Below are 17,132 nucleotides of genomic sequence, written 5' to 3' on the forward strand. Positions count from 1 at the left end.
TGGCAATTTACAACTGAGCAAGCGAGAGGGAAATTAAAGCACCTCTATCCTGAAATTTGATTCGGCCAAGGTACTAGGATAAATGCCAAATAAAAAAGGCTGAAAAGACAATGCTGTCTCTTCAACCTTAAAATTAAATGAGCTGTCATAGTGAATACCCATCACTTTGTACCGCCAGATTAGTAAGAATAAGAAAACTCATTTTTAAATTCGTCTACCCGCTGAATGGTTTTCAGAATATTCCGGCCTTCACGGGTGCCATCAATAATACGACGAGCTTGTTTGCTATCCCCGATATTAACGACTTCTACTTGATGTTCCTTACCATATTCGAGCAAGCTGTCCATAAGCGGACTGAATGAACGCATACCCAAGCATACGAAACCGAGGTCAAAAGGAATCTCAAACTCCTGTTCTCCGTGTTTTACTTTGAAACGGTCGCTGCACACTTCTGTCAAAGCAGTTTCCGTATGAACGTTCACTTCCCGCTCTTCCACCATTTTCATCATGGAAATCCGGGTAATCATATCCAGATCTTTGCCCAGTAAGGGCATCATCTCAATAATGGAAACTTCTTGAGCGCCACGCTCTGCGTAATATTCGACAACGTCCAATCCCACGGCTCCGCCACCGACTACAGCAATGCGTTTGCCTTCAAACTCCTGGAAGTTCTCCATGTTGTGCAAAAGATCAAAGATAGAGAATACTTTTGTGCCCGGTTTGCCCAGTTGAGCATGCAGACCTGCAATTGGTGGAAGCAGTGGTGTGGCCCCCGTTGCATTGACAATAATATCAGGATTCAAAGCAGTAATCATCGCCAGATCTGCTTGGGTTCCTGTGATAATATCCAGATTGGTCAGTTGTTTGGTGCGTTGAATCAGATAATCTGGGAAATCATTGATACGCGTTTTGTCCGGCAAGCGGGCAATATCACGAGCCAAGCCACCCAGTTCTGCTTTTTCTTCAAAGAGGGTTACTTTGCAGCCTACTTCGGCTGCCGTACATGCTGCTTCCATCCCAGCGGTCCCCCCACCAATAACAACAACTTGGACGTTATTCCTAACGCGTTGTTTCCGGTATTCAGCTTCCTTGAACAGGTCAGGATTTACAGTACAGCAAATCGGTTTGCTCTTGGAAATGCGATGATCGGCACAGCCGATGTTGCAGGAAATGCATTTTCTAAGCAAATGCTCGTAGCCGTTCTGCACTTTAAGCACCCAGTTCGGTTCTGCAATCAAGCCTCTGCCCATAGCCAGAAGATCGGCGTCACCTCTCTCCAAAATATCCTGCGCAGCTTGTGGGCTCCGAATATTACCTGAGGTCATCGTGACCTTTCCGAATTTTTCTTTTACCGCTTTGGCCATATAAGAGCGCCAACCATCCGGCAGGTTCATCCCATCAATCTGGAACTGAATGGAATCATTCAGAGCAGCAGAAACGTTCAGAATATCTACCTCATCATTAAGATACTCCAGTAACTCCAGTGTATCCTCCAGTGTGTTCCCACCTTCTGTGAACTCTTCCGCACTAAAACGTAAGCAAATAGGAAAGAATGGGCCCACCACGGAACGAATTTCATCAATGACTAATCTGGTAAAACGGGTACGGTTTTCTGCGCTGCCGCCAAATTCATCCGTACGTTTATTATACATCGGCGAAAGAAACTGACTCAGCAAGTAGGAATGACCTGCATGAATTTCCACACAGTCAAAGCCGGCCCGTTGCGCTCTTCCTGCTGCTTCTCCGTATTTGCGCACAATGGCGTAAATTTCTTCTTTTTGCAAAGGTCTTGGAATCGCTCCACCCTTTTTAGAAGGAATATTCGAAGAAGATACGGGTTGAACTCCATTCAATCGTCCAGCATAGGCCGAAGCACCCGCATGGTTAATTTGGACAGAGACGCAAGCTCCATAGGAGTGCAGGGCTTCTGTTAGTCTAAACAGTCCGGGAATAAACTGATCGTTATCCATACGCAGCTGGGTTGTTCCGTTCGTACCCATTGGGAAATCCAAACAAACATTTTCTACTGTTATCAGACCAGTACCACCTTTGGCCCGTTGCACGTAATAGTCAATATGATCCTGAACAAAGCTTCCGTCCATGGCAGCAAAGTTAGTTCCCATCGGGGGCATAACAACCCGGTTTTTCAAGGTCATGCGTCGTATGGTCAGAGGTTCAAAAATAGCAGGATAGTGGTTCATTGTTCTTCCTCCTTGCGAGTTTGCAGATTTCATGTTCATTTTAAATTTTAGTAAAACATTCTCATATGTGATTTTTTTCACTTTTAGGAATATCGAATGTTTGTTAGTACGATCATTCCTTATGACTTGATTTTATATCATCTGATCTATAAATTCTAATGCTATTTTATGCATCGAATCATAGTTTCAATCTATAGATTGAGTTAGAAAAGGAACAAGCTTGTAAGAACTGTCTCTTTTGTGTAAACAAAAATCATGCTTATATCCCATTACCTACCTGCTTATCCGTTATTTTGAATCCGAAGCGTACACGCTCTATCCATCCTTCACTCTCGTATCTGTCCAGCAGCCCAGTCTAAGCTTTAATTCCATTCATGTAAATGTGAAAATCCAGACATATCTTTGGGGTATTATCCTCTAAAACGAAGAAAAAGCTGTAAATATTCGATATATCGTAACTTTCTACCGTTTAACCAAAGCGTTTTATAGGCTATATTAAATTTTAAGTAATAGGAATAAGAAATAGGGAGGTTTATTCATGTTTAAAAATGCTTTTAAGACGTTTGGCGTCATTGGTAATATTGAAGCGATTTCATATCTGTTGCTTGTATGTATCGCTATGCCGCTTAAATACGCAGCCGGGATGCCGCAAATGGTAAGCTGGGTGGGGATGATCCATGGGGTACTGTTCGTGGCTTATGTAGTTGCAATTGTAGCCATGTTGATTTTTCGCAAATTGACGGTATTACAAGGGCTTATAGCTTTGATTGCCTCGCTGCTGCCGTTCGGTCCTTTCATCTTTGACCGTAAGGTGCTGAAGAAGGCGGAAGCGCGTATGGATCATGCTACTCCTGTTAAAGCTACATAGGCACATACAAAAATAATTTTACGTAAAAACACGGCTTTCCGGGGCCTCTGTAACCTTGGAAAGCCGTGTTTTTATTTGGTATTGTAAAATGTTATTTTCCGAAATTCTCCAAGCTTTCGTAATAGTCATCTGACGGAGATTGAAAAAGGGGCGCCCCACTTTGTCATGATTTCATTCCTTTATATTATGTAATCTTATAGACAAATCCTCCACTAATCTCTTGGGTAATTTACACTCATAATGTCCATAAAAGGAACTTTGTCCGTTTCACCATTACTCTCTACATGAACCCTGCCCGTTCTCGGGTCCATTTTAACGATCTGCCCGCGGGTTGGTTCTTGACGTCCCCATACGGTCAACACGACTTCGGATTGCTCTTGCTGTGCTTCTGCAAGCTGGTTCCCGATTTCCTCCAGCACAAATTCATCCCGGGTAGGCCGTTTGGCCACCTTCGCCTTTGCCACTTGCTTTCACCCTTCCTTTACTGCAAAATCAAATTCATTCTATTTTACCATACTTTTCATCATTTGGTGCTGGGAATCTGAGTTAAATCGTGTCACTTGCGTATAAAAAAGAACCGATTTTCTCACGAACAAGAAAATCGGTTCTCAAAGCTGGTCAGCCAGGGAGCAATTCCATATCCTTTTTTATTTGATCAGCTGTGGAATGTAATTCGCTATATTATAAATAGGTGCGCTGCTCTGCTGAGTAAGGGCCAGAATTAAGGCGCCTTCCAGCATGGAAATAATAAGTACCGCCAGACTATGTGCCTTTTCCTCTGTCCATCCCGCTGTCTGAAGACGTTCCATATAGATATGTTGCCAATCTGTAAACGTATTCACGCAGGCACGCCGCAACGATTCGCTGATGCAGGAAGTTTCCGCAGCAGCCCAAAATCCCATAGGCATAAAGCCATTAAAGTTCGTTTGGTCCGCTTCCTCAGCTGTATTGCGGATGAAATCCTGTATGGCGAGCACAGGGTCCTCTTTCCCTGATAGCGTTTCTTTCAACTTTTGCTTAATAAACTCATTCCCTCTTCTGATGCATTCCAAAGCCAATTCCTCTTTGCCACGCGGAAAATAATAATAAAGCGAGCCTTTCGGTGAGCCACTCTCCGCAAGAATCTGATTGAGTCCGGTAGCGTGGTAGCCCTGATGAAAAAAGAGCTTCGAAGCGGTTTGTACAATATTTTCATATGATTCGGGTTTAGCAGCCATATACAGCATCCTTCATTAATATAATATTTACAATTTTTATTTTGACAAAAAAATAACTTCACGTTTATTATATATAGACCGATCACTATAATTCAATACCCATCAATTTTATTGGAGGAACAAAAACAACATGAGTACAATGAGTCAAACAAGCCCTCCGTCTGATCCCAAGACGTTCAAGGTACTGCCTATTATGATTGCCCTGCTGCTTAGCGGCTTTATCGGAATGTTCAGTGAAACGGCGTTGAACATTGCGCTGAATGATTTGATGCAGATTTTGCACATTACAACAGCAACAGCCCAATGGCTAACCACGGCCTTTCTGCTGACACTCGGTATTTTGGTACCTGTATCGGGCTTGCTGCTTCAAACCTTTACGACAAGACAGCTTTTCGTCACATCACTGCTGTTCTCTATTGCGGGTTGTCTCGTTGCTGCGTTAGCACCAAGCTTTACGGTGTTATTGATCGCTCGCATTCTTCAAGCCGTCGGTACGGCGCTCTTATTGCCGTTGATGTTTAACACCATTTTGATCATTTTCCCGGCTGAAAAGAGAGGCGCAGCTATGGGGATCATCGGATTGGTTATTATGTTTGCTCCTGCGGTTGGACCTACGATTGCGGGTCTGGTGCTGCAAAATCTGTCCTGGCACTGGATTTTCTGGATCTCCCTTCCGTTTCTGATTCTTTCGCTGATTTGCGGTATCTTGTTTATGCAGAATGTTTCAGAGATTACAAAACCGAAAATTGACGTTTTATCTATTCTGCTGTCTTCTATTGGCTTCGGTGGCGTTGTGTTCGGTTTCAGTAAATCAGGAGAAGGCGGCGAAGGCTGGGCTAGCCCGGTTGTTTTGCTCCCTCTGATCATCGGATTGGTATCTTTGATTCTGTTCTCTGTACGCCAGTTAAAAATGAAGCAGCCTATGTTGAATTTGCGCGTCTTTAAATATCCGATGTTTGTTATCGGCGTTGTGATGGTCTTCCTGTGTATGATGACGATCCTTTCTACAATGCTGATTCTCCCGCTCTTTTTGCAAAAAGGGCTGGCCCTGTCCGCGCTGTCTGCAGGATTGGTGCTTCTGCCCGGCGGAATTATCAACGGTCTGTTGTCACCCATCATGGGCTCCCTGTTCGATAAATTCGGTCCAAAATGGCTCGTTATTCCGGGACTTGTGATCGTTGCCGCTGTCTTGTTTTTCCTATCCGGCATTACGACGACATCAGCTATCGTACTCATTATTGTGCTGCATAGCTGCCTGATGATCGGTATTTCCATGATCATGATGCCTGCTCAGACGAACGGTCTGAATCAGTTGCCGATGGATCTGTACCCGGACGGTACAGCTATTATGAGTACGCTCCAGCAAGTTGCTGGTGCAATCGGTACAGCCGTGGCGGTTAGCATTCTCTCCAAGGGCATGGAAAGCTATTTGAGTCAATCCAGTATGCCGAAATCTGTAGAAGAATTGGCGAATGCTATGGCGTTTGGATCACAGAATTCTTTCTTCTTTGCCATGATTGTCAGTGTAATTGGATTAATTCTTGCGTTCTTCATTCGCAGAGTTCATGTAGAAAAAGGGGCTGCTCAAGCTCCCATGCATTAATTAATAAATTCTTTATATCTCAAACTAAAAATATCTTAAAAAACTTAAAGGCTGCTAACCAACTCACTCTTGGTTAAGCAGCCTTTTTCTTATAACTCTATATACATATTCATACAATTACATATTTACAAAGCTCCCCCATTTGGTTACGATATGATTCATGAAGTAAAGTGTAAAAATTACGATTACTATTAAGGAGGATTCCCTGTTGTTTAAGCGAACGTATTTTAAACTATTTATACCTGCGGTAATGGTGGTGATAATGGCAGCATGCGCTTCATCTCCATCGGCTGCACCACAAGATAAAAGTGTGACCTTATTGTTCAATGTGCAAAGCCCTTCTATAGATCCTCATGCGGATGTAAATTACACAGCCGTTCGGGCTGGAGTAAGTGAAACACTGATCAAAGTGAACAAGGATCTCAAGCTGGAAGCTTGGCTTGCAGAGAAATGGAACAGCAAGGACGGACAGCACTGGACCTTCAACATCCGACCGGGCGTGAATTTCCATAGCGGTAAAGCCGTCGATGCCGCTGCTGTCAAAGCATCCTTGGAAAGAGCACAGAAGCTCAATCCATCGCTCAAAAATGCGCTGCATATCCGTGATATTCATGCAGACGGACAGATTTTGAGTATTACGACAGACAAGCCTTTCCCCGAATTTGTATCTGAGCTGGTTCATCCGAATACCGCTATTATAGACACCACAGCTACAGGTGACTTCCCATCGGGAACGGGACCGTTCAAGGTTGTCAGTTTCCGTGCCGGAAGTGAACTGAATTTGGATCGCAATGATCAATATTGGAACGGTGAAGTAAAGTTGAAGCATGCAAAGTTCATGTTTAACGAAGACGCCAATGCACGTCAGCTTGCTTTTCAGGCCAAAACTGCCGATATTGTGTATCGTCCGCCAATTGAAAGTCTGGAGCTGCTGAAAGCTGATTCCACCGTTAAGGTTGATTCGCTTCCTAGTCTGCGGACGCATCAACTTATTTACAATATGAACAATACTGATCTGAAAAAGACGCCTGTGCGTAAAGCATTCGATAACCTGATCCATCGGGATGAGATTGCCAACGGTATCATGTCCGGTCAGGGAACCCCTGCTCAAGGCCCGTTCTTGTCGGACTTTCCTTTTTCACCGAAATATATTACGAGAAAGTTTGATTTGAATGCCACACGAGAAGGCTTCAAGCAAGCTGGATATACGGTGCAGAACGGAAAAGTTACGAACCCCGACGGCAAGCCACTTCATCTCACATTGTTAACTTACCAGTCGAGAGCGGAGCTTCCACTCATTTCACAACTGATTCAGGCTAACGCTAAGGAGCTCGGCATTACGATTGATATCCGTCAGGTTGATAATATTGACGAATATCTTGCCGCTCATCAGGATTGGGATTTAGCGACTTACAGTAGCATTACAGCCCCGCGCGGTGATGCAAGCTATTTTCTGAACGCGGCTTACATGCCTGAGGGAGCATTGAATTACGGGCGTGTGCGTGTACCAGAACTGGAGGCTATGATTACACAACTGAACACAACCGTGAATGAGGAACAACGCAACAAGCTGGCGCTGGAGGCTGTCACGCTGATTGACCAAGAAAATCTGCAATCCTTTCTGGTCCATCCCAACAACGTAGTGGCCTATCGCAATTACGTACTTAACTGGGTAACAAGCCAAAGTGAATACTACCTGCTGACCCAGGACCTGGATGTGAACTAGCATGCTCAAATCCATCGCCAAAAAGTTTCTTGAACTTGTATTGTTCTTTCTTATTCTTTCCTTTGTGAGCTTCTGTCTGCTTAAGCTTGTTCCGGGCGATCCCGTCCGGAGCATTCTCCGAGTAGATGATGTAGCAGTGTCCAATCAGCAAATTGCAGATATGCGCAGCCAACTGGGGCTGGATCAGCCATTACCTGTGCAATATGGTAAGTGGCTGGTTCAGTTGCTTCAGTTTGATTTTGGACAATCTTATTTAACCCATCGTCCGGTATTTACAGAGTTTATGGAAAAACTGCCTTATACACTTCTGCTGACCGGAGGCTCTCTGTTCATTATGCTGCTGATAGCTCTCCCGTTGGGAACGATGGCTGCGCTGTACCGTAATCGCTGGATTGACAGTGCAAGTCGTGTGTTTGCCTTAATCGGTTCCTCGATTCCTAGTTTTTGGCTGGGGCTTTTGTTTATCGAGTGGTTTGCGGTTAAATTGCGCATTTTGCCGTCTATGGGTGAAGGAACCGTTTTTCATTTGGTACTCCCTTCCCTTACCTTGGGATTGGCAATGGCGGCCGTCTATGTACGAATGATCCGCGCAAGTCTGATTGAAAGCTCGGGGCAAGATTTTATCAAAGCGGCACAAGCCCGTGGAATCAGCCCAGTTCGCATTTTTTTCAGACACATGTTCCGTCACAGTCTTGTTCCACTCATAACGGTATTCAGTGAGAGTATAGGCAGCCTACTGGGAGGCACGGTCGTGATTGAAGTGCTATTCGCCTATCCGGGGCTGGGCAAATGGATTGTAGATGCTATTGCCGCGAGAGATTACCCCATTATTCAGGGCTATACCGTATTTATGGCCATGTTCATTGTATGTATTAATATCTTGGTAGAGCTGTCCTACCGTTGGGTCAATCCTGAAATCGCTTTGAAGGAGAAACGTTTATCATGATAAAATCCGTACATGCGGAAAACAGGCGGCTCACCAGGACACGATTGTCCAAAGCATGGATCGTGTCGCTCTCCATCCTGCTCATTCTTGCAGCAATTACAGTCGTTCCGTTCCTTGCTCCGCAAGATCCGTATCGTATCCAGATGGGGAATCGGCTTCAACCGATCAGCGCTACGCACTGGCTGGGAACCGATCATTTGGGAAGAGATGTGTTATCGAGAGTGATAGCAGGAGTTCAGACGACTGTCGGAACCGGTTTGTTGATTTTGGCCGTTTCACTGGTTGTCGGGGTTCCTCTTGGTCTGCTTTCAGGATTTATTGGAGGCTGGATGGATCGTGTATTCAAACGGGTGGTCGATGCCTTCATGACATTACCTGATTATATTTTTGCCATTGTACTGAGCGGCTTGCTCGGACCAGGCTTAGTGAATCTTATTTTCGCGGTGACTGCGGTAAAATGGGTTGGTTATGCACGGCTGGTGCGCAGTACCGTTCTGGCTGAAAAGCAAAAGGATTACATTTCGTTATCCATACTGGCGGGTACCTCCTCCCTGCGGATTGTCATGCGGCATATTCTCCCCCATGCAATTGGGAATGTTTTGGTACTGGCTACGCTGGATATTGGCAAAATCATTTTAATGATTGCCTCCCTATCCTTTTTGGGCTTAGGTCCACAGCCGCCAATACCCGAATGGGGCACCATGCTGAATGAAGGACGAGTGTATTTTCAAATGGCTCCCCATCTAATGCTGGTTCCCGGGATAGCTGTCGTGCTAACAGTGCTACTGGCGAACGTGCTTGGAGACAAGCTGCGCGACCGTTATGATGTTAAAACCCGGACGGAGGAGTGAACAGCACATGCTGACTATTGAAGGCTTGACAATTCGATCAAAAGCAAAAATAATTGTAGAGCAACTGGGACTTGCCGTTCGTCAGGGGGAATGGTTTGCACTTGCCGGCGAAAGCGGTAGCGGCAAAAGCATGACTGCGTTCGCTATTGGTGGCCTGCTCCCCTCTTCTGTTAAAGCGGAAGGAATCATTGCGTGGAAGGACAATAATTTGCTAGCCCTATCCGCTAAACAAAGACGTTCCTTGCTTGGTAGTGAAATATCTTACATTTTTCAAGACTATCACGGGGCCTTCACCCCCTTTTTACGTGTGGGCAGCCAACTGGACGAGCTGATGCGCGCTCACGGCAAACAAGATCGCAAGGCGCGTAAGCAGCGCTGTATCGAGGTGCTGGAGCGCGTACAGCTTCCCGCCGAGCGTGTGTACCGCAGCTATCCGTTCCAGCTCAGCGGCGGTCAATTGCAACGGGCGGCTATTGCGGCTGCACTGCTGCTGGAGCCAAAGTTGCTCATTGCGGACGAGCCAACAACCGCGCTGGATACGCTCACAGCTCATCGGGTGCTCCAGCTCATTGACCAAATCCGGACGGAAACAGGTATTTCCGTCTTGTGGATCACTCACGACCTGCGGCATGTACGCAAGTATGCGGATCGAATCGCAGTGATGCGTGCAGGTTCACTGGTTGAAACTGGCGAAACGCAAGCGGTGCTGAATCATCCGGCCCACACGTATACACGTCGCCTACTGGCGGCTATTCCGCCGCTGGCTCCGGGCGCTCCAGCACGTTTGCCATACAACAGCACCGAAGAACAGATCGCATCGGAAAGGAGCGCTTTACATGAATGATCAAGCCACCTGCGCTCAGCGGCAAGACACGTCTAATCCTGTCGTTACCGTCTCTGGTTTGACGAAGGCTTACGCGGGAGGCAAAACAGTGCTACAAGATGTTGCACTGTCGATCTCACCCAGAGAATGTCTGGGCGTCGTCGGAGAAAGTGGCAGTGGGAAAAGCACACTCGCTCGCTGTATTTTGACATTGGACCCGTTTGATCAAGGTGAGCTTAGACTGGATGGACAGTCTTTCCGGGGGTTAAAGCGGAGCGAATTAAAACGGATTCGCAGCAGGCTGGGTGCGGTATTTCAGCATCCTGCTGCGGCTATGAACCCCAGACTAACCATCCTGCAATCACTGATGGAACCACTGGACCAGCTCAAGTACTATGTTCCTTCCTTTATGGCGGGTATGCCCTCAGGACGTCGGGATATAGCAGAACATCTGCTTGGTATGGTAAAGCTTCCAGCCAGCTATCTGGATAAGTTTCCACATCAGCTCAGCGGTGGGGAAAAGCAGCGTGTAACCATCGCGCGCGCCATCAGCACAGAGCCGGATTTTATCGTATTGGACGAGCCAACAGCAAGTTTGGATGTGACCACACAAGCCACCGTTTTGAATCTGCTCAAGGATTTACAGGATGAGCTTGGGCTGGCTTATCTGTTTATATCCCATGATCTGGCGGCTGTGCACTTTATGAGTGATCGAATCATGGTCATGAAAGATGGCAGTGTGCTTGAGCATTTTTCCAAAGAAGCATTATTTCATTCGGATCGCCATCCCTATACACAATCGTTACTGGAGGTTTTTTCAACATGTTGCCTTCCCACCGAGCCTATCTTGCTTTAGCTATCCCTTTAATTATTTCGACGATTACAACCCCGCTGCTCGGTGCGGTGGATACAGCAGTAATCGGTCATTTGAGCTATTCTGCATATTTAGGCGGTGTAGCAGTGGGTACTCTCATTTTCAATACTTTATATTGGCTGTTTGGCTTTCTGCGAGTCAGCACATCAGCTTTCACGGCACAAGCCGCGGGGGCACAAAATAACGGCCAGAGCATAGCCGCTCTCATGCGCCCACTGGCCATTGCTTTACTCATCGGTGCGGCATTCATTGTGTTGCAAAAGCCGATCCTGCTAGCTTCTCTACAGTTAATACATCCTGCTCAGGATGTGGCGGCGCAGGCAGCGATTTATTTTAACATTCGTATTTGGGGAGCCCCTCTTACACTGGTGAACTATGTGCTGCTCGGCTGGTTGATGGGTTTGTCCCGCGTGAAGGCGACATTGTTTTTGCAAATTTCGATGAATGTAATCAATATGGTATTGGCTATTGTATTCACACAAATCATGCATTGGAATGTCACTGGTGTGGCAAGCGCTACTCTGATTGCGGAAGTTCTTGCATGTGTATTTGGTCTTGTGCTGGTGTTCCGTTCATCGATTTGGAGAGAATGGAAGCGAAGCGGGCCGATGAATTGGCGAGGATGGTTTGGAGTCTCAGAGTTGAAAAGTGTCATGGCGACGAACCTTGATCTCATGATTCGTACAGCCTGTCTGCTGACGATGTTTAATCTGTTTACGGCGCGCAGTGCGAGCTTTGGAACCGATCAGTTGGCAGCGAACGCTATTTTGTTGCAGATCCACTACATTATAGCTTACTTTTTTGACGGGTTTGCTAACGCCAGCAGCATCATGACGGGGCAGGCCCGTGGTGCCCGAGATCGGAAAATGCTCCAAAGAGTTATCCACTTGTCCTGGTTCTGGACGCTGGTTACCAGCGTAGTGACGGGAGGATTGTATTTGGCACTGAAAGAGCCGCTTATCTCACTGTTTACGGATAATGCTACAGTGATTAGCCTTACAGGCCCTTACAATGGCTGGCTTGTGGCCTTTCCGCTAGCTGCCGGACTGGGACTGGTATTCTACGGTGTGTTTACGGGGATGTTGGTAACGTACCCCATCCGTAATTCTATGATGATTTCATTGGTCTGCTTTTTGATCGCTCTCTTCTGGTGCGTTCCTCATTATGGGAATCATGGACTTTGGCTGTCCTTTATCGTGTTTGCATTAGGACGGTCACTGTTTCTTATGATCTACTTGCCTCGGTTGCATAGGATATAGCAGCTTATAGTGCTGACGAACGTGTTAATGCGTGCGCTTCTATAACAGCTACGCGGACGGATCATTCTTACGATCGCTGACGCTTCTACAGAACGATTCCGTCCTCTCCGCTTGCTCTATGCTGTTTACATCATTATATTTTTAAACACCAAAACACACAAAAATAAGCCGCAAAACCTCGGATTATTGGAGGCTTGCGGCTTTTCTAGTTTTAGAATTTTTCCTTCGGTTTGTAAGATTGGCACACCTAAAAGCAGCGGAGAGGACGGAACGATTACGGAAAAGCGGTAGCGGTCGCCTTTGTCTCCAGATTTACACCGCTTAGTGTGATTCAATAAATCTGGAGACAACAGCGATTGGAGCAACGTTCCGTTCGCGGAGCGTCCACCACAAACACCTGCTTTACAACGTACTCAAAAGCAAAGGATGTCCCATACCATGTACGTGGCGTTGAGACATCCTATTTATGTTTATTAAGGGAATTTGTGTTTGGGAGTTGCAGACACTTCTATTCGCCTTGCGGAACAGTCAAGCCCAAGCCTTCGGCTACACGGCGACCGTAATCAGGATCAGCCTTATAGAAATGTCCAATCTGACGCAGCTTGATTTCATCACTTTCCACTGGCTTCATCGCACCCACGATGTTTTGTACCAGACGCGCACGCTCTTCTTCGCTGAGCAGACGGTACAGGTCACCCGGTTGAGTGTAATGGTCATGATGGTCATAAGCTACACTTTGAGCTTCACCTGATACTTCAAAAGGAACGATGTTGTGTGCTGGTGACTCTTTGGGTCCACTGAGGCTGTTGGGCTCGTAATAGACCGATCCGCCGCCATTGTCGTCACTGCGCAATGCACCATCACGTTGATAGTTGTGTACTTCCGCATGTGGACGGTTGATCGGCAACGAATTGTGATTTGCGCCTACACGGTAGCGATGTGCGTCTCCATAGGCAAACAGGCGTCCTTGCAGCATTTTATCCGGAGATGCTTCAATACCTGGAACGAACGAACCCGGAGAGAACGTTGCCTGCTCTACTTCTGCAAAATAGTTCTCGGGATTGCGATCCAGCACCATGCGTCCCACTTCGATCAGCGGGTAATCCTTTTGCGACCATACCTTCGTCACATCAAATGGATCAAAGCGGTATGTGTCCGCATCCTCCACAGGCATAATTTGTACATGAAGCTTCCATGCAGGGAAGTCGCCCTTGTCGATGGCATTAAACAGATCTTCGGTATGATAATCTGGGTTTTCACCGGCAATTTTGGCAGCCAGTTCTACATCGAGATTTTGTACGCCTTGCTCTGTTTTAAAATGATATTTCACCCATACCGCCTGCCCTTCGGCATTGACCCACTTGAATGTGTGGCTACCGAATCCATGCATATGTCTGAGTGTAGCGGGAATGCCGCGATCGGACATCAGAATGCTTACTTGATGCAGCGATTCAGGAGATAAGGACCAGAAATCCCAAACGGCATTAGGGTTTTTCAGATGAGTCTGGGGGTGACGTTTTTGCGTATGAATAAAGTCCGGAAATTTGATAGCGTCCCGGATGAAAAATACAGGTGTGTTGTTGCCTACAAGATCGTAGTTGCCTTCCTCCGTATAAAACTTCACCGCAAAACCACGCGGGTCGCGTACCGTATCGGATGAGCCTTGCTCACCGGCAACCGTAGAAAAACGGATAAACATCGGTGTGCGCTTGCCCACCTCAGATAAAAAGCTTGCTTTTGTATAGGCAGATAAATCATTAGTGACTTCAAAATATCCGTGCGCCCCTGCGCCCTTGGCATGAACCACGCGCTCCGGCACACGTTCCCGGTTAAAATGCGCGAGCTTTTCCAGCAGATGCACATCCTGAATCAATGTAGGCCCGCGTGATCCAGCCGTTATGGAATTTTGATTATCACCGACAGGAGCGCCCCAGCTGGTAGTCAGGTTGGTTGGTTGTTTACTCATCATTGAAATCACCTCTTGAATGAATTGGTTGGATATATGCTGTAATCAAAAAACCTCCCGCCTCTGGTGCCGAATATCTGAAAAAACCAGGGGGAAATTCAGACGGCTTCAAGATCGAGAGGTCTATTCTATTTAAACATGAATTCCATTTTAGATAATGAAGATTTCAGGAAGATTTGAAAAAGGTTTGACGAAGATTAGAGCAGCAGCTGCTCTCTGTCGAGAAAATCCAGTATATCCTGAACCGACTGGGTAATCTCCCGGCCTTCAGTGAATACGATGAGTTCAGGCTCCAAAGGTGCTTCATAAGGCGCATCAATACCGGTAAAATGGCGTATTTCTCCGGCTCTTGCCTTCTTGTACATGCCTTTGGGATCACGTCGCTCGCATTCCTCCAGACTGCACTGGATATAAATTTCATAACAGCCTTCCTGCTGCAAGATATCCTTTACCATTTCACGATCCTCACGATAAGGAGAGATCGTAGCGCAAATCGTCAACACCCCCGCATGTGACATCAGCTTCGCTACTTCAGCAATACGACGGATGTTTTCTTTGCGGTCAGCGGGCAGGAAACCCAGATTGCGATTTAAACCATGCCGAACATTATCCCCATCCAAAATAAACGTGTGTATGCCTCGTGCAAATAGTGCTTTTTCCAGTGTGGAGGATACCGTTGATTTTCCCGAGCCAGACAGCCCCGTAAACCAAAGTACCGGGCTTTTATGTCCATTCAGAAGCTGGCGCGCTTGCTTGTCAACGTCTGACGCATGCCAGGTGACGTTCTCATTTGGATTCATTCAGCACTCTCCTTTTTTATAACTTATCACTGTATATGGTTTTTGAAACACGTCCCCCAGCTTTAGGAAAGGCCGTATTTAAAGGCGTTCAAGGTACGCTGTCCTGCTGTATGATCCAGCACCGCAAAAACAATCCGGTCAAACAACAATCCATATCCTTCATCTACAAGCACTTGCTTGAACCAGACGGCAACCTCTTCCGGCTTATTGCGGAATACCCCACAGCCATAGGCTCCCAGCACAAGATGCTCTACCCCGTTTTGCGCAGCCAAACTGAGTATGTAACGGATTCGCTCCAGCATCACTTCGCCAATCCGATTTACCTGCTCTGGCTCCCGTTCTCGCACGACTCCAACATTAACAGCAGGTGCGGTCAGGAAAGCGACTTGGTACGGCTTCTCCAGCAGCATTCCCTGATCATCCCGGAACACCGGAACATCAGGCGAATAAATCATATAATCCGAATAAAAACAGCTCCGCAGCTTCCGGTTGTGCTGGTACATCTCTTCCATTTGTGAAATACAGGGATACAATGCTGACGAACGAGCCAAGCTTTCCTCCTGTGCCTGACTTCCTCCGAGAAATCCGCCTCCCGGATTTTTGGCTGATGCAAAATTCAGACACGCCACGTGCTCCAGCTTCTCCGAAACCTGGAGCCTATACGCCGCCTCCAATGTGCTTTCTCCCGTAACTTCCATCTTCTCATGAATCGTCTGTTGCGTCAGCCGAGAAGACTCTAATGCGCCTTTTGATAGAAGAATCTTTTCCTCCGCCTCTTGTTTTACAGCCACAAGCTGGGACGGTGCATATAGTTTCGAGCCTGTGATGGCATTGCTTACCTCTTGTGCAATATTCAATTGTGCCTGTTTGGTATTCGTATAATATCCATTCTCCAAAATAGATAGCGTTTCCTGCGCCATATGTGATCGAATATCCCGGTTGCTCCGGGTGTCCATGGTATGTTTCAAAATGTAAACTTTTCCACGTTAATTCCTCATTTCATATTACTTCATGCTACATAAAACGCGACCGGGGCTTGAATCGGTATAACTTGGACGGACGATGTCCGGCCGCCTTTCTATATTCATTCGTCTCTTCCACGAGTTCGGCTATTTTGCGACGGAAGGCTGCGGCCAACAGCTCCTTACCCAGAATAATTTCATATACCTGTTGAAGCTCGCTCAATGTAAACAGGGCTGGCATCAGGTGGAAAGCGATATCTGTATATTCTATTTTGCTGCGCAAACGCTCAATTCCGTACACAATAATTTTGGCATGGTCAAAAGCAATTCCTTGGGATTTCAGCACTTCTCGCTTGACCTCAATGGTTTTCCCCTTGAGAATTTCAGTCACTTTTACTTTGGCTGACAGGTGAATATCCCCGTGCTTCAATATAATGTTAATGTCTTGTTCCCATCTGTAACCGTCCGACTGATTCGTCCGCGTCTCCTGAGCCACATTGTAGTCCAACTCAAACCATTGGGCATCCGCAGCATCATCTCCGGCTTGTACCTCCAGTGAATCGTGGTCTACCAATGCCATGTAAGCGCAGCTGATGACCCGCGTACGTGGATCACGTGCTACATCTCCCCACGTATATAGCTGCTCCATATAAATCCGGTCTACATTCGTTTCTGTCTTAAGCTCACGTCGTGCAGCCTCTTCCAGGCTTTCATCCATCCCTACAAAGCCGCCTGGCAACGCCCACTGTCCCAGAAACGGATGCTCCCCCCTCTGGATCAGAAGTAGCTGGAGTGTCTTCTCCGGCAGCTTGCGGTAATTGTGCTGGAGCTGATCCATCACGGTAAAAAGCAGCATATCCACCGTTACCGATGGACGCTCATACTGATTGGCATCATATGCGGTCAAAAATTGTTCCTCCGTCAAGCCGTTATGATTGTGCTTCGATATATCTGTCACTTGCGTCACCTACCTGTTTATATTTGGGTAATAGTTGTTTCTAAATCAAGCAGCGAAAACAGCCTATCTAAATATTTT

Annotated in this window: 15 protein-coding genes; 8 read left to right on the plus strand and 7 right to left on the minus strand. The window is 46.6% G+C overall.

The genetic code is table 11. The annotated features are described in order from the left end of the window. Positions 1–179 precede the first annotated feature (179 nt). The gene (locus E0698_RS06965; protein WP_192511071.1) at positions 180–2,201 is read right to left on the minus strand and encodes an oxidoreductase; all 2,022 of its coding nucleotides are present in this window, start codon (positions 2,199–2,201) and stop codon (positions 180–182) included. A gap of 538 nt (positions 2,202–2,739) precedes the next feature. Between E0698_RS06965 and E0698_RS06970 the strand changes: the two genes are divergently transcribed. Further along, on the plus strand, positions 2,740–3,069 hold the full coding sequence (locus E0698_RS06970) for a DUF3817 domain-containing protein (protein WP_134914689.1): 330 nt from the start codon (positions 2,740–2,742) through the stop codon (positions 3,067–3,069). Positions 3,070–3,281: 212 nt separating this feature from the next. Here the strand turns inward: E0698_RS06970 and E0698_RS06975 are convergent, their stop codons facing one another. Both E0698_RS06975 and E0698_RS06980 read right to left on the minus strand, forming a co-directional pair. Continuing rightward, the gene (locus E0698_RS06975) at positions 3,282–3,533 is read right to left on the minus strand and encodes a YolD-like family protein (protein WP_192511072.1); all 252 of its coding nucleotides are present in this window, start codon (positions 3,531–3,533) and stop codon (positions 3,282–3,284) included. A gap of 183 nt (positions 3,534–3,716) precedes the next feature. Beyond that, positions 3,717–4,286 carry a TetR/AcrR family transcriptional regulator gene (locus E0698_RS06980; protein ID WP_192511073.1) on the minus strand — a complete coding sequence of 190 codons (570 nt, stop codon included), beginning with the start codon at positions 4,284–4,286 and terminating at the stop codon, positions 3,717–3,719. A gap of 139 nt (positions 4,287–4,425) precedes the next feature. On the opposite strand from E0698_RS06980, the gene E0698_RS06985 reads away from it, so the two are divergent. The 7 genes from E0698_RS06985 to E0698_RS07015 all read left to right on the plus strand — a co-directional run bounded on the left by E0698_RS06985 (position 4,426) and on the right by E0698_RS07015 (position 12,368). Continuing rightward, positions 4,426–5,889 carry a DHA2 family efflux MFS transporter permease subunit gene (locus tag E0698_RS06985; RefSeq protein ID WP_192511184.1) on the plus strand — a complete coding sequence of 488 codons (1,464 nt, stop codon included), beginning with the start codon at positions 4,426–4,428 and terminating at the stop codon, positions 5,887–5,889. 208 nt (positions 5,890–6,097) lie between these two features. Next, positions 6,098–7,615 (plus strand): nickel ABC transporter substrate-binding protein, encoded by a 1,518-nt coding sequence (gene nikA, locus E0698_RS06990; protein ID WP_192511074.1) that lies wholly within the window; start codon positions 6,098–6,100, stop codon positions 7,613–7,615. A gap of 1 nt (position 7,616) precedes the next feature. Continuing rightward, entirely contained in the window at positions 7,617–8,561 is a 945-nt protein-coding gene (nikB, locus tag E0698_RS06995) for a nickel ABC transporter permease (RefSeq protein ID WP_192511075.1), read from the plus strand. After that, positions 8,558–9,412 carry a nickel transporter permease gene (nikC, locus tag E0698_RS07000; protein ID WP_192511076.1) on the plus strand — a complete coding sequence of 285 codons (855 nt, stop codon included), beginning with the start codon at positions 8,558–8,560 and terminating at the stop codon, positions 9,410–9,412. The genes nikB and nikC overlap by 4 nt, the downstream gene beginning before the upstream one ends. A gap of 7 nt (positions 9,413–9,419) precedes the next feature. After that, complete coding sequence (locus tag E0698_RS07005) at positions 9,420–10,256, plus strand: ABC transporter ATP-binding protein (protein ID WP_192511077.1); 837 nt, start codon at positions 9,420–9,422, stop codon at positions 10,254–10,256. Next, complete coding sequence (locus E0698_RS07010; RefSeq protein WP_192511078.1) at positions 10,249–11,091, plus strand: ABC transporter ATP-binding protein; 843 nt, start codon at positions 10,249–10,251, stop codon at positions 11,089–11,091. The genes E0698_RS07005 and E0698_RS07010 overlap by 8 nt, the downstream gene beginning before the upstream one ends. Beyond that, positions 11,058–12,368 carry an MATE family efflux transporter gene (locus E0698_RS07015; protein WP_192511079.1) on the plus strand — a complete coding sequence of 437 codons (1,311 nt, stop codon included), beginning with the start codon at positions 11,058–11,060 and terminating at the stop codon, positions 12,366–12,368. The genes E0698_RS07010 and E0698_RS07015 overlap by 34 nt, the downstream gene beginning before the upstream one ends. A gap of 508 nt (positions 12,369–12,876) precedes the next feature. Here E0698_RS07015 and katA read toward each other — a convergent pair. The 4 genes from katA to E0698_RS07035 all read right to left on the minus strand — a co-directional run bounded on the left by katA (position 12,877) and on the right by E0698_RS07035 (position 17,054). Then, on the minus strand, positions 12,877–14,334 hold the full coding sequence (gene katA, locus E0698_RS07020) for a catalase KatA (RefSeq protein WP_192511080.1): 1,458 nt from the start codon (positions 14,332–14,334) through the stop codon (positions 12,877–12,879). A 197-nt stretch (positions 14,335–14,531) separates the two neighbouring features. Then, positions 14,532–15,134 (minus strand): adenylyl-sulfate kinase, encoded by a 603-nt coding sequence (gene cysC / locus E0698_RS07025; RefSeq protein WP_192511081.1) that lies wholly within the window; start codon positions 15,132–15,134, stop codon positions 14,532–14,534. A 62-nt stretch (positions 15,135–15,196) separates the two neighbouring features. Next, positions 15,197–16,102: a TIGR02452 family protein gene (locus E0698_RS07030; RefSeq protein ID WP_192511082.1), complete on the minus strand. Its 906-nt coding sequence runs from the start codon at positions 16,100–16,102 to the stop codon at positions 15,197–15,199. 46 nt (positions 16,103–16,148) lie between these two features. Next, positions 16,149–17,054, minus strand: coding sequence for an NrtR DNA-binding winged helix domain-containing protein (locus E0698_RS07035; protein ID WP_192511083.1), 906 nt, complete (start codon positions 17,052–17,054; stop codon positions 16,149–16,151). Positions 17,055–17,132: the final 78 nt, after the last annotated feature.

Origin of the sequence: Paenibacillus sp. 23TSA30-6 (genome assembly GCF_014858585.1) — a bacterium.
Classification (GTDB): domain Bacteria; phylum Bacillota; class Bacilli; order Paenibacillales; family Paenibacillaceae; genus Paenibacillus.

Excerpts from the sequence above, each read along its gene's own strand:
- E0698_RS06965 (WP_192511071.1), bottom strand. The coding sequence starts at position 2,201 with ATGAACCACTATCCTGCTATTTTTGAACCTCTGACCATACGACGCATG.
- E0698_RS06970 (WP_134914689.1), top strand. The coding sequence starts at position 2,740 with ATGTTTAAAAATGCTTTTAAGACGTTTGGCGTCATTGGTAATATTGAA.
- E0698_RS06980 (WP_192511073.1), bottom strand. The coding sequence starts at position 4,286 with ATGGCTGCTAAACCCGAATCATATGAAAATATTGTACAAACCGCTTCG.
- E0698_RS06985 (WP_192511184.1), top strand. The coding sequence starts at position 4,426 with ATGAGTCAAACAAGCCCTCCGTCTGATCCCAAGACGTTCAAGGTACTG.
- nikB (WP_192511075.1), top strand. The coding sequence starts at position 7,617 with ATGCTCAAATCCATCGCCAAAAAGTTTCTTGAACTTGTATTGTTCTTT.
- nikC (WP_192511076.1), top strand. The coding sequence starts at position 8,558 with ATGATAAAATCCGTACATGCGGAAAACAGGCGGCTCACCAGGACACGA.
- E0698_RS07005 (WP_192511077.1), top strand. The coding sequence starts at position 9,420 with ATGCTGACTATTGAAGGCTTGACAATTCGATCAAAAGCAAAAATAATT.
- E0698_RS07010 (WP_192511078.1), top strand. The coding sequence starts at position 10,249 with ATGAATGATCAAGCCACCTGCGCTCAGCGGCAAGACACGTCTAATCCT.
- E0698_RS07015 (WP_192511079.1), top strand. The coding sequence starts at position 11,058 with ATGTTGCCTTCCCACCGAGCCTATCTTGCTTTAGCTATCCCTTTAATT.
- katA (WP_192511080.1), bottom strand. The coding sequence starts at position 14,334 with ATGAGTAAACAACCAACCAACCTGACTACCAGCTGGGGCGCTCCTGTC.
- cysC (WP_192511081.1), bottom strand. The coding sequence starts at position 15,134 with ATGAATCCAAATGAGAACGTCACCTGGCATGCGTCAGACGTTGACAAG.